Raw genomic sequence first — 25,226 nt, forward strand, 5'->3', positions numbered from 1 at the left:
CCCATGGAGCATCTGTTATCATATATCGTATTTATTCCGCTAGTTGGTGCTGCACTGGTTTTGCTTACGCCAAAGGCGTATGAACATTTGTATAGAGTACTAGCGATTAGTTCGACAGGCCTAACCCTGCTCTTGATTCTATTTGCTGTCACCTCATTTAATGGAGCACTGGTGCCAGAGATTTCTGGTGAAGGAAATCTGCAAATGATGGAGAAGGCGTCTTGGTTCAGTCTGAAGCTTGGTTCTTTAGGGGCGCTATCGGTAGACTACTTTTTAGGAGTAGATGGGTTAAACATAAGTATGGTGCTGTTGGCGGGAATAGTCCTTTTTATTGGTGCTATTGCTTGCTGGAATATCAAAGAAAAGAAGAAGGCCTATTTTAGTTTATACCTTCTGCTTTGTACTTCTGTGCTAGGCTGTTTTGTTGCACTAGATTTCTTCTTGTTCTACCTGTTCTTCGAGTTTATGCTGCTCCCTATGTATTTCCTTATTGGAATTTGGGGAGGGCCAAGAAGAGAATATGCAGCTATTAAATTCTTCCTCTACACACTAGCTGGTTCTATCTTAATTCTGATCGTTATGATTGGCTTGTATAATTCAGTATACGACCCAATAAAGACGGCAGAAATGGCTGGTTTGAGCATGGCCGAATACGCTATCTCAGATATCCAATCAATGGTGTTAGAAGGACAAATTGACAAGACAGAAGTAGTGAAGTCTTTCAATATGCTGCACATGGCAGATTCTGCGAATTACATTCCAGGTTCTTTGCTAGATAAATCAGGTTTAGGAACATTATTCGGCCAACCCATTCGATGGATTGCGTTTTTGGCTATACTTATTGGTTTCGCTATTAAACTTCCTGCTTTCCCTTTCCATACTTGGTTGCCAGATGCACACGTAGAAGCGCCAACACCTCTGTCTGTAGTCTTAGCTGGAATTCTTCTGAAAGTGGGCGGTTACGGATTGATAAGAACTGCTTATGCCATGTTCCCAGATGCCGCATTCCATTATGCTTGGCTCATAGGGTTCATCGGGATGTTCTCTATTATTTATGGAGCTATGAATGCCTTGGCTCAGAAAGATTTGAAGAAGCTGATTGCCTTTAGTTCAGTATCTCACATGGGATTTGTACTGCTTGGGTTAGCAGCTATGACAAGCGAAGGAGTGAGCGGGGCCATTTACCAAATGTTCTCTCACGGACTAATCTCTTCTATGCTCTTCCTTATTGCGGGAGTCATTTATGATAGAACTCACGATCGTATGATCGAGAATTACGGTGGGTTGGCTCATCAGCTGCCTAAGTATACCGTGTTCGTAGGAATTGCCTTCTTTGCTTCACTAGGTCTGCCAGGCTTTAGTGGATTCATTGCAGAGCTGTTTGTGTTTTTGGGAGCCTTTAAGTCTGCCTCAGTGATTGGTGCTATACCTGCGTGGATGGCCGTGGTTTCAACCTTAGGGCTGGTTTTAGCTGCAGGATATTACCTCTGGACTTTCCAGAAAATGTTCTTGGGTAAGTTTTGGGTGAAAGAGAAGAAATGGGTTCCCGCACTAAAGGATCTAACCATTCATGAATACTTAATGCTGGTGCCATTGGTAATTCTAATTATCGCTTTTGGTGTTTACCCTTCGCTGCTTCTTGATTTAATTAATTCGGGAGTTGAATCATTCATCGATCACCTAACAGCTTCTATTTGATGGTTGGAGCAGCAATGCAAATGGCAGATGGATTAAAGGAGCAACTTCAGTCGCTTACTGAAGGTGTAGCTTTTTTATGGCCTGAAATCACTTTAGTTGTTGGGTTGCTTTTGGTGCTTCTCTTCGATCTGATTTTTCAGAATAAAAAGGAGGTAGGAATAGCTGCTATTTCCATCTCAGTGTTGTCATTCTTGCTAGTGGCACAATGCCTTTCTTTTGTGCCGAACCTTGAAGCAAAAGATTTATTCGTAGGGCTGATTACTGTTTCCTCAGGAGCAAACCTGTTTAAAATTGGCTTTACCCTTACGGCTTTGTTTGCTCTTATTATGGCCGCACAATCCAAGAAATATGCTCAGCAATATTTTAGCTCTAGTGAATGGTTGGTCAGTTTGTTTGGTCTGCTTTTAGGGGCATTCCTGATGACGGCCAGTTCGAACTTATTAATGATTTATGTTTCTATAGAAGTGGTTTCTATTAGTTCGTACCTCCTCACGGGTTTAGGAAAAGGCTTGAAGAAGTCAGAGGCTGCTTTAAAGTATTTGCTTTATGGAGCTGCGGCTTCTGCGGTAATGCTTTACGGAATGAGCTGGCTTTATGGGCTCACGGGTTCATTAGATATCAATACAGATACGTTTATTGTAGGAATGAATGCTGCACAGCCATTCACGCTTAACATTGCCATCTTTATGGTTTTGGCCGGTGTGCTGTTTAAGTTAGGTGCATTCCCTTTACATATTTGGTCACCAGATGTATACGAGTCGGCTCCAATGCCAACAGTAACGGTTTTCTCAATTGTACCGAAGTTGGCTGCTGTTTTTGTGCTGTTTAGGCTTATTTCATCTACAGAAACTACTGACTTTAATTGGCAGCAGTGGCTAGGCATTTTAGCCATAGGCGGAATGACAATTGGTAATTTTTCTGCCCTTTGGCAGCGCAATGCCAAACGCATGCTGGCCTATTCTTCCATTGCCCATGCCGCTTTTATGCTGTCTGGCGTTTTGCTGTTCAATAGGGCTGGTATAGAGGTAACTGTTTTCTATGCGTTTATTTACCTGATCATGAACCTAGCTGCATTTTACCTTATTCAGGTTTTTGAGAATGCTACGGGTTCGGTAAACTTCGACTCTTTCAGAGGTTTGGGAAAAACCATGCCTTATACAGCTATACTGCTTTTGGTTGTAATGATTTCTCTCACAGGTTTGCCGCCTGTTGCAGGCTTCAATGCAAAGTTGTTCCTGTTTTCTGCCGTTTATGAAGGTTATGTTTCTACTGGCGATCAAATAATTTTGTGGGTTTTTATCTTCGGTTTGCTTAACACGGTGGTGTCATTATTCTACTATATCCGAATACCTTATCTGCTTTTCTTCAAAACAGGAGATCAAATAATTACAAAGCAAGAGGGTTTTAGGTGGCACATGGCTTGGGGCACTTTCTTGGTTTTGCCTTTGTTCCTATTATTCTTTAGGTCCGATTGGTTTGTTGACCTATTGAATAGTATTAATTTTGTGTTTTGAAAAGTTAACATGCTTGAGCCTATTAAACATGAGTGTGGTATAGCCCACATTCGCTTAAGAAAACCCCTTCAATACTACATAGATAAGTATGGTTCGGCCACTTATGCCGTAAACAAGCTTTACGTCATGATGAAAAAGCAGTCGAATCGTGGGCAGGATGGAGTTGGTGTAGCCAATATTAAGATGGGGGTAGACCCAGGCAAAAGGTACATTAGCCGGTATAGAACCATCAATTCGGAGCCAGTAGAAGAGATTTTTGGCAAAATTGCTAAGAAGTTCAACAAGGCGAAGAAGAAGGAAGGCTATAACCCTAAAAGTGCTAAGTGGCTTAAAAACAACATGGGATTCACTGGTGAAGCTTGGTTGGGACACTTACGTTATGGTACTCACGGTGCAAACAGTATTGAAAGCTGTCACCCTTTCTTAAGACAGAACAACTGGAGAAGCCGTAACCTGGTAATGGCCGGTAACTTTAACATGACCAATGTTGATGAGCTCTTTGAGCTACTTATTGAACTAGGTCAGCACCCCAAAGAAAAAACCGATACGGTGACAGTGATGGAGAAAATCGGTCACTTTATCGATGAAGAAAATCAGAGAATTTTCGATAAGTATAAAAAGAAGAAGGACAACTTTGAGATTACCGAAATCATTGAAAATGAGATGGATCTTCAAAGGGTGCTTAAGCGTTCTTTCAAAGACTTCGATGGCGGTTATGCTATGGTTGGTTTGTTAGGGCACGGTGCTTCTTTTGTAGTGCGAGATCCGCACGGAATTCGTCCTGCTTACAAATACATCGATGATGAAGTGATTGTAGTAGCTTCAGAAAAGCAGGCAATAAAAGCGGCTTTCAATGTCGATTACGATAAGATCAATGAAGTACAGCCAGGTCATGCATTAATCGTTCACAAAAACGGTGAGTATGACGAGACTCCAATTATGAAGCAAAAGGAGTTAAAGGCATGTTCATTCGAGCGCATATACTTCTCTAGAGGTAACGATCCTGAAATTTATCAGGAAAGAAAACAACTCGGTAGGTTACTGGTGCCTCAGATTCTCAAGGCTATCAATTTCGACTTAAGGAACACTGTATTCTCTTACATTCCGAATTCGGCTGAGGTTTCATTCTTAGGAATGATGCAGGGGCTGGATGATTACCTCATGGAAAAGCAGAAAGAGGTAATTATTGATAAGAAACCTTCTTTAGATGACATCGATCAGATGTTGAGCTTTAGGCCAAGGGTTGAAAAGTTGGTAATCAAAGATGCCAAGCTGAGAACCTTTATTGCCGATGACGCTAGTAGAGACGATATGGTGGCCAATGTGTATGACACTACTTATGAGGTGATTAGAAAGGGTGTTGATACAGTGGTGGTTATTGACGACTCTATTGTAAGGGGTACTACGCTAGAGAAGAGTATTCTAACCATGCTCGACAAGTTAGAGCCTAAGAAAATTGTTGTTGTTTCATCAGCGCCTCAAATCAGATACCCAGATTGCTATGGTATCGATATGAGTAAGATCAGGGAGTTTGTTGCTTTCAGAGCGATGCTTCAACTGCTTAAAGACAGGTACAAAGAAAACTTGCTCGATGAAGCTTACCACCAGATTCTGGCTAATCTAGACTCTGACAATCAGGCTAACTACGTTCAGCAGTTGTATAACCAGTTCACCCAAGAAGAGATTTCTGCTAAAATCACAGAAATTATTCGTCCTGAAGGGTTAAAGGCTGAGCTAGAAGTGGTTTATCAAACGGTAGACAATCTGCATAAGGCTTGCCCTGGAAACCAAGGCGACTGGTACTTTACAGGAGACTATCCGACTAATGGAGGTATGCGAGTGGTGAATAAGGCCTTCGTTAACTTTATGGAGGGTAAGACGGTAAGAGCGTATTAGTCATTGGGTAGAGAATATTAAGTACAAAGTACCGAGACTTAAGTATTTAGACTGGTAGAACCGATATTTAGAAGGAGGAACAACCCGAAGTCCTGTCTAAAAAGCTGAAAGTATAAAAAGAGGCTGTCCCCTATGAGACAGCCTCTTCATTTATCATTCAAAATTTATCATTCTACCTTACACCGAGAAGCTTTCTCCGCAACCACAGGTTCTAGAAGCGTTGGGGTTCACGAACTGAAAGCCCTTGCCATTCAAACCATCAGAGAAGTCGAGCGTGGTGCCTAGTAGGTATAGTAGGCTTTTTCTATCGACAAGAATCTTTACTCCCTTGTCTTCAAACACTTCGTCTTTTTCTCTAATCTCTGCGTCAAACTCTAGGTCATACATCAGGCCAGAGCAGCCACCACCTTGCACAGCTACACGAATGTTATGATTGTCCGTTTTGCCTTCTTTGCTACGTAGCTCAATAATTTTCTCTCTTGCTATGTCTGTTACCGTTATCATTATGCTACTGGATTTAATACTACACTAAAAACTGTAATGGTGTTAATGTCTCTGCCGTAGTACAGCTTGTCTAGGGCATCGTACATATTGCTTGCTCTAAAGTAAGAAGTATGTAATTCATTATCACCTTTGGCAATCCATTGAATGGTATAAGAGCTGTACTTGTCTTTGTAAGACTGTACGTACTCATACATTTTCTTCAATGCATCGAGCTTATCAACCCCAACTTCCGACTGAAACAAAAACGACTGGTTGTGTCTTGGGTTAATGGTAATCAAATCTAGCTTAGTTTTGCCTTCAATTTGCTGAAATTCAAAACTTAACTCGCTGCCCTGTATGCCCAAGTAGCTCTCAATCTTTCTTTGGAGCTTAACACTTTCTACATGTATGTCCGTTCCTGTTGTCATCATTATTGTCAGGTTAAAGCGCTTCTTTCACTATATTGAAGCGATTTACTTAACAGGTTGCATACCTATTAAGTTCAAGCGTTCTGCAAAGATAACCAATGAAAATCAATTGATTAAAAACTACGAAATGAGAAAGATAGAACACATAGGGATTGCCGTAAAAAGCATAGAGGAATCTAATGTGTTATTTGAGAAGCTTTTTGGAAGAGCCCACTACAAAATTGAGGAGGTCGATTCTGAAGGCGTAAATACAAGCTTCTTTCAAATAGGCCCGAATAAGATTGAACTACTTGAGGCTACTAAAGAAGATAGCCCCATTGCCAAGTTTATCGAAAAGAAAGGTGAAGGTATTCATCATATAGCCTATGATGTAGAAGACATTCGCGCAGAAATGAAAAGACTTAAGGAAGAAGGCTTTACTCTGCTTAATGAAGAGCCCAAGCGCGGTGCCGACAATAAGTTGGTCTGCTTCCTTCACCCCAAAACTACCAACGGAGTGTTGATTGAGCTCTGCCAAGATGCTGGTTAGTTTAATGTTTAATGTTTAATGTTGGATATCGAATAAGGTGATAGCCAGCCCTTCCCGAGGCTTCGGGAGGGTGAGTGTTGAAGCTTTTCGAATTGATGAAGCTCAAGTCCCCTTAAGGGGATTTAGGGGTCACATTCAGGAATTCCAATGCACAAATTCCAAATCCCAACTTTAGGCTTCTACTTATATCAAAGTCTAATTGAACTTTGAACCTGAAACTTAAAACTCACAAACTGAAATCGTATCTTTGCCCCCTGAATATAGAATTATGGAAGAGAAGCGTACGGAATTATCAGAACTAGGAGAGTTTGGTCTAATAGACAAGCTAGCGAAGAGTATTGAGTTGAAAAATGAGAGCTCGGTGCTGGGTATTGGTGATGATGCTGCGGTAATTGACCGTGAGGAAGAGTTTGGCCTCCTTTCTACAGATATGTTGGTAGAAGGCATTCACTTCGATCTGTCTTATTGCCCGCTTCCTCACTTAGGTTACAAAGCCATAGCAGTGAATGTCTCAGACATTGCTGCCATGAATGGTAATCCGGAGCAAGTGACAGTTTCTTTAGCTCTAAGCAATCGCTTTTCAGTAGAGGCAGTGGATGCGCTTTTTGATGGAATGAGAGCCGCAGCCAGCGACTATAATGTAGATATTGTAGGGGGAGACACCACAGCTTCGCAAAGTGGCTTGGTAATATCCATATCCGTACTCGGAAAGGCTGCAAAAGATAAAGTAGTTTACAGAAAGGGTGCTGGTGCCAATGATATTCTTTGTGCTACTGGCGATTTAGGTGCAGCTTTTATTGGCTTGCAAGTGCTAGAAAGAGAGAAACAAACCTTTTTGGCCAATCCTGATATGCAGCCTCAATTAGATAAATACCAATACATAGTTCAGAGACAATTGAAGCCTTCGGCCAGAATGGACATTGTTCATGAGTTGGCTGAGCTTGATATAGTACCAACCTCAATGATGGATATCTCTGATGGTTTGGCTTCAGAGGTTTTTCATTTGTCTAAAAACTCTGGTGTAGGCTTCGCTATTTATGAAGACCAGCTACCAATCGACAAGCAGACTTATGACACAGCTGTTGAATTTAATCTAGACCCGATAACGGCAGTGCTAAATGGTGGCGAAGACTATGAACTATTGTTTACAATTAAGCAAGAAGATCATGCTAAACTAGATAAGCACAGAGATATTCACTTTATAGGTCATGCACAGGCATTAGAGAAAGGCAATTTACTAATGACCAAGAATGGCAACCAAGTGCCGCTTAAGGCGCAAGGTTGGGATCATCTCGGGTAGAGCAGCATTACTAGCATGGCTAAACAGAGAAAGCCAGCAATAATGGCCGAGTTGAACTTTTGTTCCGCATTCGAAAACTTTGAGTAACCAAAGTAGGAGATCAATAAAGAGATGAGTGCCATAATGTAAGTTACCATTGGTAAATCATCGGCTCTTTGAAAATTGCCAGAGTTATTCACTCGGTACTTATGATTTCCATAAAACATGCTTCTCTTGGTTTCTACCATATCGCCAATATTTGGGCTTGGCTTTTCATAAGAGATGTAGAAAGTTACAGAAGCTGTTTTGAGCTCATGCCACGATTGCATAGGCCCTTTTTTCATCCTTATAATAATGGTGTTCTTGCTAAGAATGGGTTCAGAACCGTTGTCTTTGAAAACGAAAAAGTCTAGCACAAAACTGAAAGCAAAAAGAAGAATAAAGAGGTTAATCATCATGGCAACTCTAGAGTTTGCTTCGTAGTTGGTAGGAGGGTACTGTGTTTCTCCAGGGTAACCAAACTCATCACTGTATTTTTGGTTTCGTCTTCTTTGCTCTTCTCGTTGTTTAAGAATTTGCTCCACTTCTTCCCATGTGAAACTTATCTCACTTGACTCCAATTCGCCTTCATCGTATTTTCTTCTAGACTCAGGGTCACTAAGTACACTGTAGGCTTCATTGAGCTCTTGAAATGATGTTTTGGAGGCTATTTCTTTGTTGATGTCTGGGTGTAATTGCTTTGCCTTATTTCTGAAAGCCAACTTAATCTCGCTCTCTGTAGCTGTTTTCTCAATTCCCAGTATGGCGTAATAGTCTTTAGACATAACTTTAGGCAAAACTAGAGCAGAGGTTGACCTTTACTCTAGATAAAAATGAAAAATATAATTCATAAGCCATGAATCCGGTACACTATTTCAAGGGTGAGTTTGTAGAAAAAGAACGCATTCATATCTCAGTAGATAATGTTGGCTTTTTAAGAGGTTATGGAGTATTTGAGTTTTTCAAAGCACATGGAAAACAATCGCTCTTTATGGAAGATCATTTGGATAGGCTTTTCCGTTCGGCTAGGGGTATGAATATGACTGTTCCTCTTTCTAAACAGGAGATTGCTGGCTTGGTCAATGAGTTGTTGAGGAGGAATGGTTTTGCTTATTCTTCGGTTAAAATTTTGCTTACAGGTGGCGATTCAGTCGATGGTTTTACTCCAGGGGAACCTGAGATAATTATTCTGAATAATACGTTTACTGATGCTTCTGACAATCTTTACCAAGATGGTGCCAGCCTGATGCTCTACAAATACCAAAGAGATTTTCCAGCTATCAAGTCACTCTATTATGCCACAACAGTGGCCCTACAAAGTGAGTGGAAGTCTAAAGGTCATATAGATGTGCTCTACCATAATGGTGAGGAAATTTCTGAGGTTTCGCGAAGCAACGTGTTTGTGTTTAAGAATGGTGTGCTTAAAACCAATGAAGATGGTGTTTTAGGTGGAATTACTCGAATGCATGCTTTAAGGGCTGCAAGGAGTAATTTCGAGGTTGAAATTGGTGCTGTCAGCTTATCGGAATTATTGGAAGCAGACGAAGTGTTCATTACAAGTACAACCAAAAAGGTTCTACCTATAATTAGGTTAGATGAGCAGTTGATAGGGGATGGAAAGCCTGGGGTTCAGACAAAAAAAATGATCGAGATTTTCGATCAGTATATTGAAGATTATTTGAAAGCTTAAGCGGCCTGTAGTTCGTAGCCAATCACATCTAGCAACATATCTACAATCTGAACTGGAATTCTCTTTTCCATTTCCTTGTAGCGATAATTGATTACGTGGCCATCTTCTAGCTGAAAGGCAATTCTGCCAGTCTGCATCTTGTTTTCGAAGATTTGAATTTCCAAAATGGTTTGGTCGATGCCGTTACTGTAACTGTTATTGATGCGCCATGTCACGTTGTTACCAATCTCAACCAGCTTATTAAGCAGGCTTCTGACGGTTTCTTTTTTCTCGTGAAATAGCTGAATCATTGCGATAACGTTGGCACAATATAATTACACAACGCTATCCGCCTTATTTAGTTTAGTAAATTTTACCAGACAAGGCTGCTCGGAACCTACTCGTCTTCTGGGTAAGGAACGAATAAAAAGTTGGTAAAATCGGGCTCTACCACAAAAAGACAGCAGAATTCATCTGGGTTTTTGTACGCTTTTTTGAAAGCCTCTTCGTCTTCAATAAGCTTACGTTGCACAAATTCATCGATGTAAGTGATGTAGTAGTTCCAGTTAGTAGCCAAGTCTTCTTTGCCAATCAGTTTCTGGCCAATTGGAATCTCAGTTTTGGCGATAGGGAAAATAGGAAACTCAGAGAAGCCTCTTTTTTTTACCTGATAGGCAGCTTCTTTCAAAGTGTCAGATACTACCACAAAGTCTTTTGTGATTGTACCCAAGTATTTACCATTCAACTCCGGATCGTTCTGCATGCCGCAAAGTTAAAGTTAAGTGTTGAAGTTTCGAAGTGTTGGGGGTTCAGATTCTCTTATCTGAGTGGTTTTAGTCTATAAAGACTTTTCATTATTATTAACTGAAATTTTAGTAATTGATCTGAATTGAAGGGAAATAGTTAGACTTTGATTCGATTCTCGACACGCACCAATGCAAAACTCTAACTTTGATTTTTTAGAAGAGGAATACCCGATACTTTTTAATATCGGACAATCGGCTGAGTTTAATCTGCATACGGACCCCGTTTCTAGTTTATTTAAACTAAGGTTGTTTATAGAGAAGCTTACTTCTAAGCTTTTTGAAGAACATCACTTAGAGTTTCCCAGAGAGAATAGCCTCCATAATCAGTTAAAGGCGCTACAATTCGAAGGGGTTTTACCTAACACTGTTAAGGATTTACTCTTTGCTATAAAAAACTCTGGTAACCTTGCCATACATCAAAACAGAGGCTCTGTCCAAGAAGCTACAGGAACACTGTTTTCTGCATTTAAAGTTGGAAAGTGGTTCTATGAAGCCTACTCTAGCAGCAATGAAGATATTACCTCTGTAAAATTCAGCCCACCTAAAAACTTGGATGCCAGGCATGCCTTGCATGAATTAGAAAAGCAATATGGTGAACTGGAAGCTCGATTCAATCAGATGCTGGAACAAAGGGAAAAGGGCAGCATGGACGAAGATCGGGCAATTGAAATTAAACAAAGGTCAGAAAAGGCTGCTAGTAAAATTGAAATGAACGAGCAGCAGACTAGGGTGTTGATCGATCAGCAACTTAGGTCTTCAGGTTGGGAAGCCAATACAACTGAGCTGAACTTCAAACTCAAAAGAACACTACCCCAACGAGGTAGAAATATGGCCATAGCAGAGTGGCCTTGTTCAGGAAAGTGGGCCGATTATGCCTTGTTTATAGGCACTGAGTTATATGGAATAATTGAGGCTAAAAAGTACGCAACAGACATTTCAACCGATCTCAGACAATCAAAAATTTATGCAGGGTTGGTCAGTGCAGACCATGATGCAGAACTGTTGGGAGAATGGTTTGACTACAAAGTCCCTTTTCTTTTCTCCACCAACGGACGGCCATATCTAGAACAGATCAAAACGAAAAGTGGAGTTTGGTTTCTGGATGTACGAAAGGAAAGAAACCGTGCTAAGGCGCTTCACAATTGGTATAGTCCTGAGGGGCTTATAAAGCTTTACGAACAGAATTTAGAGGAGGCAGAAGAAAGACTAAGAACCGAGTCGAGAGATTTTCTGGAAGACAAGGCAGGGCTAGGGCTTAGAAAATATCAGGTGAAAGCTATTCAAAAGGTGGAGGAATTGCTATTGAAAAAACCTGATACAAAGCGTGCGCTTATTGCCATGGCTACTGGTACTGGTAAAACCAGAACTATCATTGGTTTGTGCTATCGCCTAATTCAAACCAACCGTTTCAAACGGATTCTCTTTTTAGTTGATAGAACCCTTTTAGCCAAACAGGCAGCCGATGCTTTTCAGGACAATAAATTGGTAGGCCTCAACACTTTTGCAGAAATATATGATGTAAAAGGGCTGAAAGAATTGAACCCGGAAGAAGATACACGCCTGCACTTTGCTACTGTGCAAAGTATGGTAAAGCGCCTTTTCTATGCCGATGACGAAAAACAACCGAGTGTAGATCAATACGATTGTATCATTATTGATGAAGCACACAGAGGTTACCTTTTGGATAGAGAAATAGATGAAGAAGACATCAATTTCAAAGACCAGAAAGACTATGTAAGTAAGTACAGAATGGTGCTCGATTACTTCGATTGCTTTGCCATTGGGCTTACCGCAACGCCTGCTTTGCACACAAGAGAGATTTTTGGCGACTCAATTTTTACTTACTCATATCGCGAGGCTGTTATTGATAACTACCTGATCGATCATGACCCGCCTCACCTTATCAAAACCAAATTGTCAGAAGAAGGTATAGTTTGGGAGAAAGGTGAAAAGCCTAAAGCCTACGATAAGGAAACCAACAGTATTATAGAACTGGAACAGCTAGAAGATGAACTGAAAATTGAGATCTCTGGCTTTAACAAGCTGGTTTTGTCAGAAAGCTTTAACCGTACTGTGGTAAAAGAATTGGTGAAATATCTAGACCCCGAAGGAGAAGAGAAAACACTCATTTTTGCCGCTACTGATGATCATGCAGACGACATAGTCCAATACCTGAAAGAAGAATTTGATCTTATTGGCGTAGACTTGAATGACGATGCCATTCAGAAGATCACTGGTAAATCTTATAATCCAGAAGAGCAGGTAAAACGCTACAAGAATGAAAAATACCCCAACATTGCAGTTACGGTAGACTTGCTAACCACTGGTATTGATGTGCCAGCCATTTGCAATTTGGTGTTTATGAGGAGAATCAAATCTAGAATTCTCTTTGAACAAATGCTGGGCAGAGCCACTCGAAAGTGTGATGAAATAGATAAACAGGTATTTCAGATTTTCGATGCTGTTAAAATCTATGAAACGCTTCAGGAGTATTCTCAAATGAAGCCTGTGGTGGCCAACCCCAAACAAAGCTTTGAAGATTTGGTGAAGGAATTTCAGCACTTTGAAACTGAAGAAAGAGTACGCAAACAAGTAGAGCAGCTTGTGGCTAAAATACAGAGAAAGAGAAGAAGGCTAACCGATCATCAGCTGGAGCTTTTTGCCTACAATGCAGAAAATAGAGACCCCGATGAGCTAATCAATGAGCTTTTAACTTCAACTCCACAGGAAGCTGAAAAGCTGGTTAAGAAATTACCAAGCCTTTGGAAAGTGCTCGATGAAATGAGGCCTCCTTTATCGGCCATTCTGGTTTCTGACCATGAAGATGAACACTTAGAAACTGAACGAGGGTATGGTAGGGCAAAGAAGCCAGAAGATTATCTGGAGAGTTTTAGAGCGTTCGTTATTGAGAACCAAACGAAAATCGAAGCGCTCAATCTAGTTTGTACCAAACCTGCTTCGCTCGATAGGCAATCACTTAGAAAACTCATGCTTGAACTAGATCAGGCTGGTTTTAGCGCTAATAGGCTGAATATTGCTTGGAAGAATGCTAAAAATGAAGACATAGCGGCCGATATAATTTCCTTTATCAGAACCATGGCTTTGGGTAGCTCACTCATTAGTCACGAAGAAAGAATAAAGAAAGCGGTTGATACCATTAGAGGACTAAAGCAATGGAATGTAACTCAGGCCAAGTGGATCGACCGATTTGAAAAGCAACTTTTGCAGGAGAACATATTAACCGTGCAAGACCTGAATGATGCGCCTTTTATTGATAAAGGTGGCTTCGACCGCCTAAATAGAATCTTTGATGATGAGCTCGACCAACTCATTAGTAAGCTAAATGAGGCACTATACGCCAATGTAAGCTAAACTTGCTGTCGCAACTTGCGACCACAAGCAGACTTTGAAGGAATTAGACACCATATCGAAAACTAAAGCCGCTATTCAAACCATTAGGGGGCAGCATGTTTTACTCGATGAAGATCTGGCCCGTGTTTTCAAAGTGGAAACCAAACGACTCAATGAACAGGTAAAACGGAATATTGGTAAGTTCCCTGATGATTTCCGCTTTCAACTCACCAAAGAAGAGTTCGAAAACTTGAAGTCGCAATCTGCGACCTCAAGTCAGTGGGGCGGCAGACGCTCCTTGCCCTATGCTTTTACCGAACATGGCGCATTACAAGTAGCCAATGTTATCCATTCGCCTCTGGCCAACTCTATTTCAGTTTTTGTAATTAGGGCGTTTGTTGAAATGCGCGAGGTGATAGCCACACAAGAAGAAATTCAGCAAAACCAATCTGCTATGCCCAAAGGCGGTAAGAAGCTTGCTGGCTTTCTTAAAACCATTGGACCCAAGCTAGAGCAAACCTTCCAAGACATGATGGATACCGTTATTGACCCCACCAAGGGCAATACCATCGGTAGTGAGGCACATGAAATTATTAACGAGTCCATCAGCAGCTTAAAGGAACGACTGAAAAAGAGTGGGCTAGAAAACGAAGAAATTGCAGCCAGAATTACCAAATTGCTGGCCGAAGCAGAAAAAGACAGAGCCCTAAGCCGAAAGGCCAATGCAGAAACTGAGCAACTGGAATTTTTAAATAGAGTCAGAATATTGCGACTGTACTTAGAAAGCCAGAAAATACTGGGTGCTGAAGCGATCGATCAATCTGAAGAAAAGAAAATAGATGCACTTATTCAGCATCTAAAAGAATACAACAACCTATGAGCGCAGAACAGATAGCGAAAAAATTATGGGACTTATGTAATGTGTTGCGCGATGATGGCGTAACCTATCACCAATACCTTAACGAACTTACTTTTATACTCTTCCTTAAACTCTCTGAGATCAAAAACTTTGAAGGAGACATTCCTGAAAGATACCAATGGAAAAAGCTTAAAGAGGAGAAAGACAATAAGGCTTTATTCGACTTGTACCGCGATTTATTGGCCAACATTAGTAGAGAATCTACCAGTGCCAGTATTAAAGAGATTTACGAGAATGCTTCTACCACACTGCGCAAGCCAGTTAACCTGCGCACACTCATTACCCAAATTGATGGCATAGATTGGTATGATGACCAGGAGCAAGACATGATTGCCCATGTTTATGAAGACCTACTGGAAAAGAATGCGGGCGAAAAGAAAAGTGGTGCTGGGCAATACTTTACGCCCCGACCATTAATTAATATTATGGTGGAGCTTTTGGCGCCAAAAGTGGGCGAAAAATGGAATGACCCAGCAGCGGGCACGTTCGGTTTTATGATTGCCGCCAATGAATACCTAAAGGCCAAAACCGATGACTATTTTGATTTAAGCCCTGCGGAAATTGAATTCCAGAAAAAGAAAGCCTTTAGCGGTTGTGAGTTGGTGCAAGATGCCCACCGCCTGGCCTTAATGAATGCCAAGCTGCACGGACTGGAAAGCACCATTTATTTAGACGATACCCTTTCCAACAAGGGCAAAGACTTTAAAAATTTTGATGGCGTTTTGGCCAACCCTCCTTTTGGCACCAAGAAGGGAGGCGAAAAACCCACACGCGATGATTTTACCTTCCCCAGCAGCAACAAGCAGCTTAACTTTTTGCAACACATTTACCGCTCTTTGCACAAAAAGGGAACAGCCAGAGCAGCCGTAGTATTGCCCGATAATGTGTTGTTTGAAGATGGTGATGGCCAACGGGTAAGGCGAGACCTGATGGACAAGTGCGACCTGCACACCATTTTGCGTTTGCCTACAGGTATTTTCTATGCGGCTGGTGTAAAAACCAATGTGCTCTTTTTTAACAGAGGCACTAAAGAAACTGGTAACACCAAAAATATCTGGTTTTACGATATGCGCACCAATGTAGAAAGCTATGGCAAGCGCACCCTCTTTACCCGAAAGGCTTTTGATGGTTTTATAAAAGCTTACACCGGTGGTATTGAGCCAGAAAAAGTAGCAGAAAGCTACAATGGCGCAATAGACCATAACAAGCGCGAAGCCATTAAAGACGAACGCTGGCAACAGTTTAGTCGAGAAGATATTGCCGCCAAAAACGACTCTTTGGATATTGGCCTGATAGAAGATGAAAGCGTAAGCAAAAATGCCAATCTGGGTGAACCGTTGGATATTGCCAAAGAAGCAGCCGAAGAGCTAAACGACATTCAAAAAGAACTCAACCGAATTATTGAATTACTGGGTTAATGGAGAAGAAATTACCATTAGGATGGGAATCTGATGAACTCGATTCTTTGATCGCTTTCGTAATAGGGGGAGACTGGGGTAAGGACCCTGAAAAAATTTCTGAAGAAGATTATTCTTTAGTGGCATGTATAAGAGGTAGCGAAATAAAAAAATGGAGTTCAGAAAAAGGGCAAAGCGCATCGATTAGAGCAATAAAGACAAATAGCCTTGAAAAAAGAAAACTTGAAGAGGGCGATATTCTTCTTGAAATAAGTGGAGGAGGACCTGATCAGCCAGTAGGTAGAGTAGTATTTATCGACAAAGAAGTTTTTACTCATAACTCTGAATACCCGAAAGTACCTACCAACTTTCTAAGGTTAATACGACCAAATAAAGAGATTCATAGCAAATACCTATTCAGCTATCTGGAGTTTTTCTATTATTCTGGTGAGGTAGTAAATTACCAAGGTGGAAGTAATAACTTACGCAACCTGAAATTTAAGGAGTATTCCAAAATTTCAATACCCCTTGCCCCACTCCCCGAACAAAAGCGTATTGCAGCCAAGTTAGATCAGATTTTTGGGCATTTAGATGAGCTCACAACCAAGCTAGACCGCATACCAGCGCTACTAAAAAACTTCCGCCAGCAAGTACTTACCCAAGCGGTTACTGGTAAGCTGACTAGTATGGATCCGTTTCCTGTAGAGGACTTAGGTGATTGCTTATCGGATATAAAGTATGGAACATCAAAAAAATCTCATTATGATATTGAAGGTGTTCCCGTCTTAAGGATTCCGAATATTGATACTGAGAAAGGTCATTTAGATTTAAAGGATTTGAAGTTCTCTGAATTGGAGTCAAAAGAATTCAATAAACTTAGATTAAAAGTCGGAGATATACTGATAATTAGATCTAATGGAAGTGTTTCTTTAGTTGGGCAATCAGCAATAGTTTCAGAGAAGGAAGCAGATATGGCCTATGCTGGTTATCTTGTTCGGTTAAGAACTGATCAAAAACTTCTAGCTCCATACTTAAACTATTCATTATCGAGCGGATTTCTAAGATCTCAGATTGTTGAGGTTGCAAGATCGACCAGTGGAGTAAATAATATCAATACCTCTGAGATTAAGGCACTTCAAATTCCGGTTCCAACAATTCAAGAACAACAAGAAATCGTTAAGCGAGTAGAAGGCTTGTTTGCCGTGGCAGATAAGATAGAAGCGCAATACAATAGCCTTAAAACCAAAATAGACACTTTACCCCAAGCCATTTTAAACAAAGCCTTTAAAGGAGAGCTGGTACCTCAAAACCCCAATGATGAGCCCGCCAGTGTTTTGTTGGAGCGTATAAATGGAATTAAAACAGGTTCTAAAAAAGCAGCTAAAGCCTACAAGGAAAAAGAAACGGAAGTACCCTTAGCTGCAGAGGGCAAAGAGGAATACAAGTAGTATCCTTAATAAAGATTGGTATTAACAGACTTCATACTGATTGAGAGCACTGATAGATTATGCATAGCGAGTTGCCGCTGGCTGTAAGATGATAACAGCAGTAGACTAGGGACGTATGGTCAGCTTAAGAATAAAGATCGTTATATAAGCGATGAATAAATGAGAAAAGGTTTTTTGATATTCTGTGATGAGTCTGTCAAGAAAGACAGGCACTATTCAAACTTCTATGGAGGTGCTCTTATTTTTAAAGAGGATTATGAATATGTAAAGAACCGATTGAATCAAACGCTTTCTGAACTAGAGTTTGAAGATTCTGAGCTGAAATGGTCGAATATAAATACGCACAGGGTTGAATCATACAAAAAGATCATTTCTGCTTTTTTTTCGCTTATAAGAGAGGGTAAAATTAAGGTTAGAATCATGTTCACTGATAATCGCAATGTTCCAGTAGAACTTACATCTGATCATAAAAGAAAATCCTACCACTTACTCTATTATCAATTTATTAAGCATGCCTTCGGGTTTTCGCATTTAGATTCCGACTACCCAATTGACCTTGAGCTTTTTTTTGATATACTGCCACAAACCAAAAAGAGTAATATCGATTTCAAAAAATACATATACGGAATTCAGTTTCTGCCTGAGTTAATAGATTCAAACCTTTTCATAAAAAAAGATTCGATTTATGAAGTGGACTCTAAAAAGCATTTAATTTTACAGTGTGTTGATGTTGTTTTGGGTTCAATTGCCTTTAGACTAAATGATCATCATTTAGACAAACCCGATGGCGAGAGAAGAAGAGGAAAGCGCACTTTAGCTAAAGAGAAAGTATACAAACATATTAATCAAAATATCAGATCAATTAAGCCCAATTTCAATATTGGGGTTAGTACTTCCTTTCAAGATCAACTGGATAAGTTTACAGATCAATATAGACATTGGATTTTTGTACCTAAAAAATCTGAGAATATAGGAGGTAGCAAAAAAAGGAAACGCTCCTAGATGTTCTAATAGCCTTCCACGTAGCACGTGAATCTTCGAACATTTAAAAGCGTCTGTGCAAGTATACGTATTTTATCAAAAATTGATATCTCTACCGCCCTATAATTACTTTAAAACTTACGTAAATACACGTCAAGAAAATATTAACCCGTATTAACTCTGGTTTTTTGAAGATCTTCTGGAATATTTTTAAAGAGATATTCGATTTTCAGTCGGGTGACTGTTAATGCATGGTGCGAAGCGAGGGATTCGAACCCCCAACACCTCCTATCCTAAAGAAGTACCGAGTTAACTTTCGACCAATCATTACTAAGCAAATATGCCAGTCTTCGCACGGAGGCTGCTTCGCGAATAATTGTTTCTATTATATCCATAACAAGTGATTTGATCATTCTGATTAAACATTTAACAATAACCACGAATCCTAAATTACCTAGGTCAAATAGATCAAAAGTCAACATTGGCACTTTATCTAAAAGGCAACCAAATTGACTAATATCCTCTAATTTAAAAATAAATACTGTTCTAATACAAAAGAAAGAAGTATAGAAAGAATAAAAACAACAAACCACCTTTCCTGAATCAAGTTCAACTTAACAGCTCCCAGCTCCCAGCTCCCAGCTCCCAGCTCCCAGCTCCCAGCTCCCAGCTCCTACCCAACTTTTTCTAAAGCCTGATTGATATCCCAGATAATATCTTTCTCGTTTTCTACGCCAATTGACAAACGAACCAAGTTTGGTGAGATGTTGTATTTTACTCTGTCTTCAGGAGGCACGCCCGCGTGAGTCATAGAAGCAGGGTGTTCAGCTAACGATTCGGTGCTGCCAAGACTCACCGCAAGCTTCATCAACTTCAGGTTGTTTAAGAACTGAAAGGCCTCTTTTTCTCCGCCATTAATATCGAATGAAACCATAGCTCCATTGCCTTCGCACTGCTCATCAAAGATTCTCTTTTGCTCTTGGTCTTCAATCATTCCTAAATAGTAGACCTTTTCCACTTTAGGGTGATTTTGAAGGAATTCGGCCACTTTGCCTGCATTAAACTCCTGAATGTTCATGCGTGCCTTCAGGGTTTCCAAGCTGCGCATAAGAAGCCAGCCTGTCCATGGGCCAGCCATGTTGCCTAAGAAGGTTCTCATGCCTTTAACTCTGGCCATTAATTCGTTGGAACCTAAACAAGCTCCGGCAATTACATCGCTGTGGCCACCAATGTACTTGGTAGCGGAATAGAGAATAAGGTCTGCTCCATGCCTTAATGGGTGTTGCCAAAGTGGCCCCATGTAGGTGTTGTCTACAGCCACTAAAGTCTTTCTTTCTTCAGTACCGAATTGATCAGCCAGGCTTTTACACATCTTCAAGTCTATCAGCGCGTTGGTTGGGTTGGCAGGAGTTTCTACATAAATCATCGCTACTTTATCCATCAGGCCTGCCGCTTCCACTCTTTGAAGAATAGTCTCAGCAGTGTCGGTTGAGTCAAAATCAATTACATGAATACCGAAACGAGTTAGAATCTGCTCAATGAAATGGCTGGTTCCACCATAAACAGGTTGGCTGTAAAGAAGGGCATCACCCGGGCTTAAGAATTCCATCAGAACCGTGGTAATGGCCGACATTCCACTTTCAAAAACAGCGCAGTCTTCGGCACCATCCCAAAGAGTTAATCTGTTTTCAAGAATTTCCAAATCGGGGTTATTGAGTCTGCTATAGATGAGGCCAAGCTCTTCGGATTCTTGCTTTTCGCGAAGCCCATAAGCTACCTCAAAAAATGCTTTACCCTCTTCGGCAGTTTTAAAAACAAAGGTACTTGTCTGAAAAATTGGGCATTTAATTGCTCCTTCCGATAGCTCCGGCTTATAACCGTAAGACATCATTAGACTCTCCGGTTGCATGAAATTCTTTTTCTCGTCCATTTCTGTAAAATTTACTCAAGTTAGACTAGGAGTCTATTATTAGTCAATAGATTGGTAAATGAAACTGCTTTGATATAGATTAGTAGTATAAATATCTATTTTGAGATACTTTCTGAGTGTCTCCCAGAAATTTTATCTAATGGACAAAACAGACAAGGCGCTTTTAAGGGCTCTTCAAGAAAATGCGAAGCTTACTAATAAAGAGTTAGCGGCTCAATTGGGCTTAACTATTACTCCCGTACATGAGAGGATTAAAAAGCTTGAAAGGGAAGGATACATTTCGCATTATTCGGCAGTAGTGAACCCTCAAAAGGTAGGTTTGGCATTGCACGTATTTTGTAGTGTTTCGCTGAAAGATCATCAGAAGGAGTTTATAGAGCAATTTGAGCGAGATGTAATGGCTTTGGAAGAGGTGTTGGAGTGTTACCATATTGGTGGTCAATTCGATTACCTATTAAAGGTAATGGTGAAGGATATGGAGACTTACAGAATGTTTGTGTCTCAAAAGCTTTCTGAGCTAGACAATATCGGCAACGTGCAGAGCTCTTTTGTAATGTCTGAAATCAAGCGTTCGGCTGGACTGCCATTTTAAGTAAGTTCGAATTCCATTTTTCAGATTGAAGTTTAACTTACCGCTCCCAGCTCCCAGCTTCCAGCTTCCCGCTTCAAAGCCTCTAGCTTCTAGTTTCAATTATTGCTAGCTTTAGTCAATAGCAGTAACCATGAGAAGAGAGCAAAAGCCTAGAAGGTTCGGGTATTTTTTGGCCGAAATATTTATTCTGATACTCGGTATTTCCGCATCGTTCGCTTTAAACGAGTGGCGTGTATCCAAACAAGAGAGTTCTCAAGAAACGGAGTTGCTTCTCAATTTCAAGCAGAATTTAAAGGTAGATAGCCTAGCACTTCATGAAGGAATGAAACAGCTAAAACTGCAAGTAGAAAATGCACAAAAGCTGCTCATGTCTGATGATGCGTTACCAATAGATAGTTTAGCTAATTACTCCATTTCATTGCTCAATTATGTGCCTTTCAATACTAATGATATCACTTATCAGCAAATGAAAAGCTCTGGTAGAATAGGTATAATTGAAAACGACTCTTTGGCCAATCGCCTAGTAGGACTGTATGAAAGTAGCTTTGAATTGGTTACTACTTGGACGCTGATTGACGCTGAACATGTACGACAGAAGCTGATTCCCTTTGTAGAAGAAAACTTTCCCTTTGCTATAGGCTTGAGGTATAGCCAATCCGATAACAGTGTGAAGCGAGAATTGGCCAAACAGATCAAGTCAGATCAGTTTAAGCATTTGGTGCAATTTGGTCTTTCTTATAAGGCCAGTACAGCAGTGATTGTAGAAAGTGTATTGGAAGAAATAAGAGAGACTATTGCTATGATAGACTCCGAACTCCCTTCTTCCCAAACAGTTTATGGTCGAGAGAGTACTTCCCAGGGCCAGTGATCAGAATGAAAACATAAGAAAGTAAGTAAAACACAGACTTCTCTTGGCTAGAGAATGGGTCGTCTCCATGGGCAATTTGCCAAGCAACAAGCATAGTTACTATTAATGGTATTGCCGCAAAACGTGTTGTGAGACCCAAGATGAGTAAGCATGAGCAGATAAACTCTGCAAAAGCGGCTAAAATCAAAGATGCTTCCACACCAATGCCCAGCGGGTCTCCAAAGCTGAAGTCTCCATTGAGAACTTTCTGAAACTTGCCCCAGCCATGTGTTATCATCATGGCAGAAATACCTATTCTAAAAATCAATAGGCCGAGATTAACATTCGTAGGGTACTTTCCGTGTCTCAGAAATTTTTTGATCATAGCTAAGCGTTTACCATAGATAACGAGGTAATCGGCTATTTGCAATATTTTTTTACATATGCGGCAGCTAATTCATCGCCTAGGTCTTCTGCTTTTTTAAAGTCTGAACAACCATCTTCTAGGCTATGCCATTTAGACTCGAATTTAGACATACCTCTTCTGGTGTAGGCTTCTGCATATTCAGGGTCTAATTCAATTGCTTTGTCGAATGTTTCTGCCGCCTCGGTAAAGTTGCTGTAAAGGAAAAAGACCATTCCTTTGTTGAAGTGAGCAACAGGAAGGTTCGGTTCTATTTTCAATGCTCTATCGAAATCCTGAATGGCCCAAGAACCAGCTCTGCCTCTAGCATAAGCAGCCCCTCGGCTTATTAAGGCTTGTACATTATTAGGTTCCTTGTCAATTACAATGGTAAGGTCGTCTACAGCCTTGTTGTTTTCGCCCATCTTGGTGTATGCTCTACCGCGTAAGTCAAGTGCCTCAATATTTTTTGGGTCTCCTGTAAGGAGTGTATTCATGTCTAGTACCACATACTCGTATTTCTCTTGAGCAAAGAGGCATCTAGACCTGCCTAACATAGCCAGTTTTACATTTTGCCTAAGCTTTACTAGTCGGTCGTAATCATCATAGGCCTCGTCCCATAGTTCTAGTTTTTCTTTGGCAGTTGCTCTATTAAATAGGGAGTAAATGTCATCTGGTTCAAGCTTAATCACTCGGTCGTAAGTGGCTACAGCGGCCTCGTATTCGCCTTGCTTTAAGAATTCATCAGCTTCTTCGCGGGTTGCGGACATATCGCAAGAGCAAATGGCCAGGAAAAGAAATAATAGAGATATGACCTTAGTGTGCATACACAAATAAACTAATTAATTAGTTTAGTAAGCAAGTGCTTTAGGTGATTTTTTTAATAGCTCCCGTTATATTTTCTGAGGAACCATTCGGCTGATAGCAAGGCAATTAGAACAATTAGCCAAATGGGGTTTTCAATAATTGAACTTAGCGTTTCATTAGACCTAGTGATAGGTCGAGGGTTGAGTGCTTTAACTCTTTCTAGTGCATTGCTGTAGTTTTCTAATAGAAAGAATTCTCCGCCTGAGTTATTGGAGATGTTACGAAGGAGCTGATGGTTGGCTGTTAAGTTAATGTCTTCTAAAGCTAGTTTTTCCACAGAGAAGCTACCTTCAGCGGTTTCTCTTTTTCCTGCTAAACTAGTTGAAGCGGTGTAGTTATATACGCCAGGTGCTAAGCCTCTGATTTTGAAATTTTCAGTAGGAGAGTTCACATAATTATACTCTTCTACCTCGCCTTCACTATTAGTGATATTCATGTCTATGTTGTAGTCATAAACTTTCTCATAAAGTTCGTTGTACACCTCTGTTATGAACTCAACTGATTCTGTGTCGAAGTAACTTTCATCCGTAGTATTAACTCTGAAGTTTCGCTTATCATCTTTAGTAGCTAGGTACTGAATAAGTTTGCCGAAAAGCTCATCGAAAAGCTCAGGTTCATCGTATTGACCACTTTCTTGGAGCCTCCACTTCCAAAAGCCTGAACCAGAAAATACTGCAGACTTTTTGTCGTCACCATTGTAGATAGTCAATAACGGTCGGCTAGTTTCAGCGCTCCCTATCTTCTGGTAGAGATAAATACTTGCGTTATTTTTTATTTCGAAGTTGCCATAAGGCGCTGGTATTGGTGGGTAGTTGGCAGCTCTAAATTTTAAGTCCTCATCAATCTGGAAGAGTTCAAAGTTTGGGTTTACATTCATGCTTACTGCATCGGATTGCCCAAAATTGTTGTAAGCTATTACAGGATTCAGCCTGTTGATGTTATTGAGGTCATTTACACCCGTTATAAACCAAGTATTAGAGTTTTCAACCGCGGCATTCAACCAACTAGGTAGGTCTGTTAGCTGCGGGAGTTGATGTAATACAATCAGGTCAAACGGCCCTTCTGGAATGTCTTCGGTAATGCCACTTAAAAAGGTTGAGACTTCAACGCCTTCCTTCGATTCAATCACAGATCTTAAAGCTTTTACATCAGGGTGAGGAGAGGAGGCGGCAATCAAAATTTTCTGTTTGCTATCCACCACTTCAATGAAGGCTGTTCTCGCATTATTGTTGGTAGAGCTTTCACCAGCCTTCGGCCTAATATTTACCTGATAGCTGTCTATTCCTATGAGTTCAGCATCTAGAATAAACTCAAAACTGTTAATCTCTTGGTCGGCATCTAGTGTAATAGATTGGGTTTTTAGCACAGAGCCACTCTTCAGCACATCTATAAAAACCTCTTCTCCCACATAGCCATTGTTAAAAATGTCTACTACCAACGGAAATTGGTTTCCTTGGTAAACAATCTTGTTGTAGTTAATTTTTGTGATGCTCAAATCTTGTGCTGGAATAGTATCGCCCATTGCCAAGCTGTAGACGGGGTAATTTAAAGTAAGGAATTGCGGAGAGCTGCCGTAGTTATGGATACCGTCACTGGCAAGAATAGTAGCTGCTAAATTTTGCTGCTCAAAATCTTGGCGAATGCCTTTTAGTATCTTGTGTAGGTCAGTAGATTGAGATTGAAAAGTGATTTCATCGAAATCATCATAATACTGGTCGAGCCCTCTAATCTTTAAGTCGTAATCTTCATCTTTTAGCTGAGCCTGAAGCTGATTGATTGACTCTCTTACTTGCTGAAACTGAACGCTATCGTAAGCATCTTTTATAGATGCGGAATCGTCTACAGCCAAAACCACAATCGGTTTTTCTTCAAAGAAACTGATTTGGTTAATCAGTGGCCCCAGTAATAAAAAGCAAAGCAGAGAAACGGTTATAGCCCTGAAGGAGAACAAAAGCCTGTTTACTCCCTTGCTCCAAGGTGTTTTTTTGGAGTAAAGAATTAGTGCGTATCCAATACCTACCACCAAACACAATGGTAGAAACCAAAGTGAAAAGTCTGTTTGAAGTGTGATTTTCGTAAGTAAGGCAGGTAAGCTACGCAATGGCTATCAATCTGAAATGAAAATCGGTTGATGCCATATTAACGCATTA

Annotated in this window: 22 protein-coding genes; 13 read left to right on the forward strand and 9 right to left on the reverse strand. The window is 40.5% G+C overall.

Annotated features, from left to right (window positions below):
* Window positions 1-3: 3 nt before the first annotated feature.
* From AWW68_RS06370 to AWW68_RS06380, 3 genes are read left to right on the forward strand one after another with little or no spacing between them, the layout of a single operon-like run.
* The gene (locus tag AWW68_RS06370; RefSeq protein WP_068218048.1) at window positions 4-1,698 is read left to right on the forward strand and encodes a complex I subunit 4 family protein; all 1,695 of its coding nucleotides are present in this window, start codon (window positions 4-6) and stop codon (window positions 1,696-1,698) included.
* Window positions 1,698-3,212 (forward strand): NADH-quinone oxidoreductase subunit N, encoded by a 1,515-nt coding sequence (locus tag AWW68_RS06375; protein WP_068218050.1) that lies wholly within the window; start codon window positions 1,698-1,700, stop codon window positions 3,210-3,212. The genes AWW68_RS06370 and AWW68_RS06375 overlap by 1 nt, the downstream gene beginning before the upstream one ends.
* A gap of 9 nt (window positions 3,213-3,221) precedes the next feature.
* On the forward strand, window positions 3,222-5,108 hold the full coding sequence (locus AWW68_RS06380) for an amidophosphoribosyltransferase (RefSeq protein ID WP_068218053.1): 1,887 nt from the start codon (window positions 3,222-3,224) through the stop codon (window positions 5,106-5,108).
* Window positions 5,109-5,285: 177 nt separating this feature from the next.
* Here the strand turns inward: AWW68_RS06380 and AWW68_RS06385 are convergent, their stop codons facing one another.
* Together AWW68_RS06385 and AWW68_RS06390 are read right to left on the reverse strand one after the other, a co-directional pair.
* Entirely contained in the window at window positions 5,286-5,612 is a 327-nt protein-coding gene (locus AWW68_RS06385; protein WP_068218056.1) for a HesB/IscA family protein, read from the reverse strand.
* Complete coding sequence (locus AWW68_RS06390) at window positions 5,612-6,022, reverse strand: hypothetical protein (RefSeq protein WP_245660217.1); 411 nt, start codon at window positions 6,020-6,022, stop codon at window positions 5,612-5,614. The genes AWW68_RS06385 and AWW68_RS06390 overlap by 1 nt, the downstream gene beginning before the upstream one ends.
* Window positions 6,023-6,146: 124 nt before the next feature.
* On the opposite strand from AWW68_RS06390, the gene mce reads away from it, so the two are divergent.
* Both mce and thiL read left to right on the forward strand, forming a co-directional pair.
* Entirely contained in the window at window positions 6,147-6,548 is a 402-nt protein-coding gene (gene mce / locus AWW68_RS06395; RefSeq protein WP_068218062.1) for a methylmalonyl-CoA epimerase, read from the forward strand.
* 268 nt (window positions 6,549-6,816) lie between these two features.
* Complete coding sequence (gene thiL / locus AWW68_RS06400; protein ID WP_068218065.1) at window positions 6,817-7,848, forward strand: thiamine-phosphate kinase; 1,032 nt, start codon at window positions 6,817-6,819, stop codon at window positions 7,846-7,848.
* Here the strand turns inward: thiL and AWW68_RS06405 are convergent.
* Entirely contained in the window at window positions 7,836-8,651 is an 816-nt protein-coding gene (locus AWW68_RS06405) for a J domain-containing protein (RefSeq protein ID WP_068218069.1), read from the reverse strand. The two genes, thiL and AWW68_RS06405, sit on opposite strands and share 13 nt — an antisense overlap.
* 71 nt (window positions 8,652-8,722) lie before the next feature.
* Here AWW68_RS06405 and AWW68_RS06410 point away from each other — a divergent pair, with 71 nt between their 5' ends.
* Window positions 8,723-9,556, forward strand: a complete 834-nt coding sequence (locus tag AWW68_RS06410) for an aminotransferase class IV (protein WP_068218071.1) — start codon at window positions 8,723-8,725, stop codon at window positions 9,554-9,556.
* On the opposite strand, the gene AWW68_RS06415 is transcribed toward AWW68_RS06410, so the two are convergent.
* Together AWW68_RS06415 and AWW68_RS06420 are read right to left on the reverse strand one after the other, a co-directional pair.
* Window positions 9,553-9,846, reverse strand: a complete 294-nt coding sequence (locus AWW68_RS06415) for a hypothetical protein (RefSeq protein ID WP_068218073.1) — start codon at window positions 9,844-9,846, stop codon at window positions 9,553-9,555. The two genes, AWW68_RS06410 and AWW68_RS06415, sit on opposite strands and share 4 nt — an antisense overlap.
* An 86-nt stretch (window positions 9,847-9,932) precedes the next feature.
* Window positions 9,933-10,298, reverse strand: coding sequence for a hypothetical protein (locus AWW68_RS06420; protein ID WP_068218076.1), 366 nt, complete (start codon window positions 10,296-10,298; stop codon window positions 9,933-9,935).
* A gap of 172 nt (window positions 10,299-10,470) precedes the next feature.
* On the opposite strand from AWW68_RS06420, the gene hsdR reads away from it, so the two are divergent.
* The 5 genes from hsdR (at window position 10,471) to AWW68_RS06445 (ending at window position 18,458) form a co-directional block, all read left to right on the forward strand.
* Entirely contained in the window at window positions 10,471-13,713 is a 3,243-nt protein-coding gene (hsdR, locus tag AWW68_RS06425; protein WP_068218079.1) for a type I restriction-modification system endonuclease, read from the forward strand.
* A gap of 34 nt (window positions 13,714-13,747) precedes the next feature.
* Window positions 13,748-14,572 (forward strand): ORF6N domain-containing protein, encoded by an 825-nt coding sequence (locus AWW68_RS06430; protein WP_068218082.1) that lies wholly within the window; start codon window positions 13,748-13,750, stop codon window positions 14,570-14,572.
* Entirely contained in the window at window positions 14,569-16,029 is a 1,461-nt protein-coding gene (locus AWW68_RS06435) for a class I SAM-dependent DNA methyltransferase (RefSeq protein ID WP_068218085.1), read from the forward strand. The genes AWW68_RS06430 and AWW68_RS06435 overlap by 4 nt, the downstream gene beginning before the upstream one ends.
* Window positions 16,029-17,456, forward strand: a complete 1,428-nt coding sequence (locus tag AWW68_RS06440; protein ID WP_068218088.1) for a restriction endonuclease subunit S — start codon at window positions 16,029-16,031, stop codon at window positions 17,454-17,456. Before AWW68_RS06435 ends, AWW68_RS06440 begins: the two co-directional genes overlap by 1 nt.
* Before the next feature lie 159 nt (window positions 17,457-17,615).
* The gene (locus AWW68_RS06445; RefSeq protein WP_068218090.1) at window positions 17,616-18,458 is read left to right on the forward strand and encodes a DUF3800 domain-containing protein; all 843 of its coding nucleotides are present in this window, start codon (window positions 17,616-17,618) and stop codon (window positions 18,456-18,458) included.
* 652 nt (window positions 18,459-19,110) lie between these two features.
* Here the strand turns inward: AWW68_RS06445 and AWW68_RS06455 are convergent.
* Window positions 19,111-20,367: a cystathionine gamma-synthase family protein gene (locus tag AWW68_RS06455; protein WP_068218097.1), complete on the reverse strand. Its 1,257-nt coding sequence runs from the start codon at window positions 20,365-20,367 to the stop codon at window positions 19,111-19,113.
* A gap of 139 nt (window positions 20,368-20,506) precedes the next feature.
* On the opposite strand from AWW68_RS06455, the gene AWW68_RS06460 reads away from it, so the two are divergent.
* Together AWW68_RS06460 and AWW68_RS06465 are read left to right on the forward strand one after the other, a co-directional pair.
* Entirely contained in the window at window positions 20,507-20,959 is a 453-nt protein-coding gene (locus AWW68_RS06460; RefSeq protein WP_068218100.1) for an Lrp/AsnC family transcriptional regulator, read from the forward strand.
* 130 nt (window positions 20,960-21,089) lie between these two features.
* On the forward strand, window positions 21,090-21,827 hold the full coding sequence (locus AWW68_RS06465; protein ID WP_068218103.1) for a DUF6090 family protein: 738 nt from the start codon (window positions 21,090-21,092) through the stop codon (window positions 21,825-21,827).
* On the opposite strand, the gene AWW68_RS19910 is transcribed toward AWW68_RS06465, so the two are convergent.
* The 3 genes from AWW68_RS19910 to AWW68_RS06475 all read right to left on the reverse strand — a co-directional run bounded on the left by AWW68_RS19910 (window position 21,757) and on the right by AWW68_RS06475 (window position 25,177).
* Entirely contained in the window at window positions 21,757-22,191 is a 435-nt protein-coding gene (locus AWW68_RS19910; protein WP_084375612.1) for a DoxX family protein, read from the reverse strand. The genes AWW68_RS06465 and AWW68_RS19910 overlap by 71 nt on opposite strands.
* Before the next feature lie 35 nt (window positions 22,192-22,226).
* On the reverse strand, window positions 22,227-22,979 hold the full coding sequence (locus AWW68_RS06470) for a tetratricopeptide repeat protein (protein WP_068218106.1): 753 nt from the start codon (window positions 22,977-22,979) through the stop codon (window positions 22,227-22,229).
* A gap of 110 nt (window positions 22,980-23,089) precedes the next feature.
* The gene (locus AWW68_RS06475; protein ID WP_157717546.1) at window positions 23,090-25,177 is read right to left on the reverse strand and encodes a vWA domain-containing protein; all 2,088 of its coding nucleotides are present in this window, start codon (window positions 25,175-25,177) and stop codon (window positions 23,090-23,092) included.
* Window positions 25,178-25,226: the final 49 nt, after the last annotated feature.

Origin of the sequence: Roseivirga spongicola (assembly GCF_001592965.1) — a bacterium.
In the GTDB taxonomy this organism is placed as follows: Bacteria; Bacteroidota; Bacteroidia; order Cytophagales; family Cyclobacteriaceae; genus Roseivirga; species Roseivirga spongicola.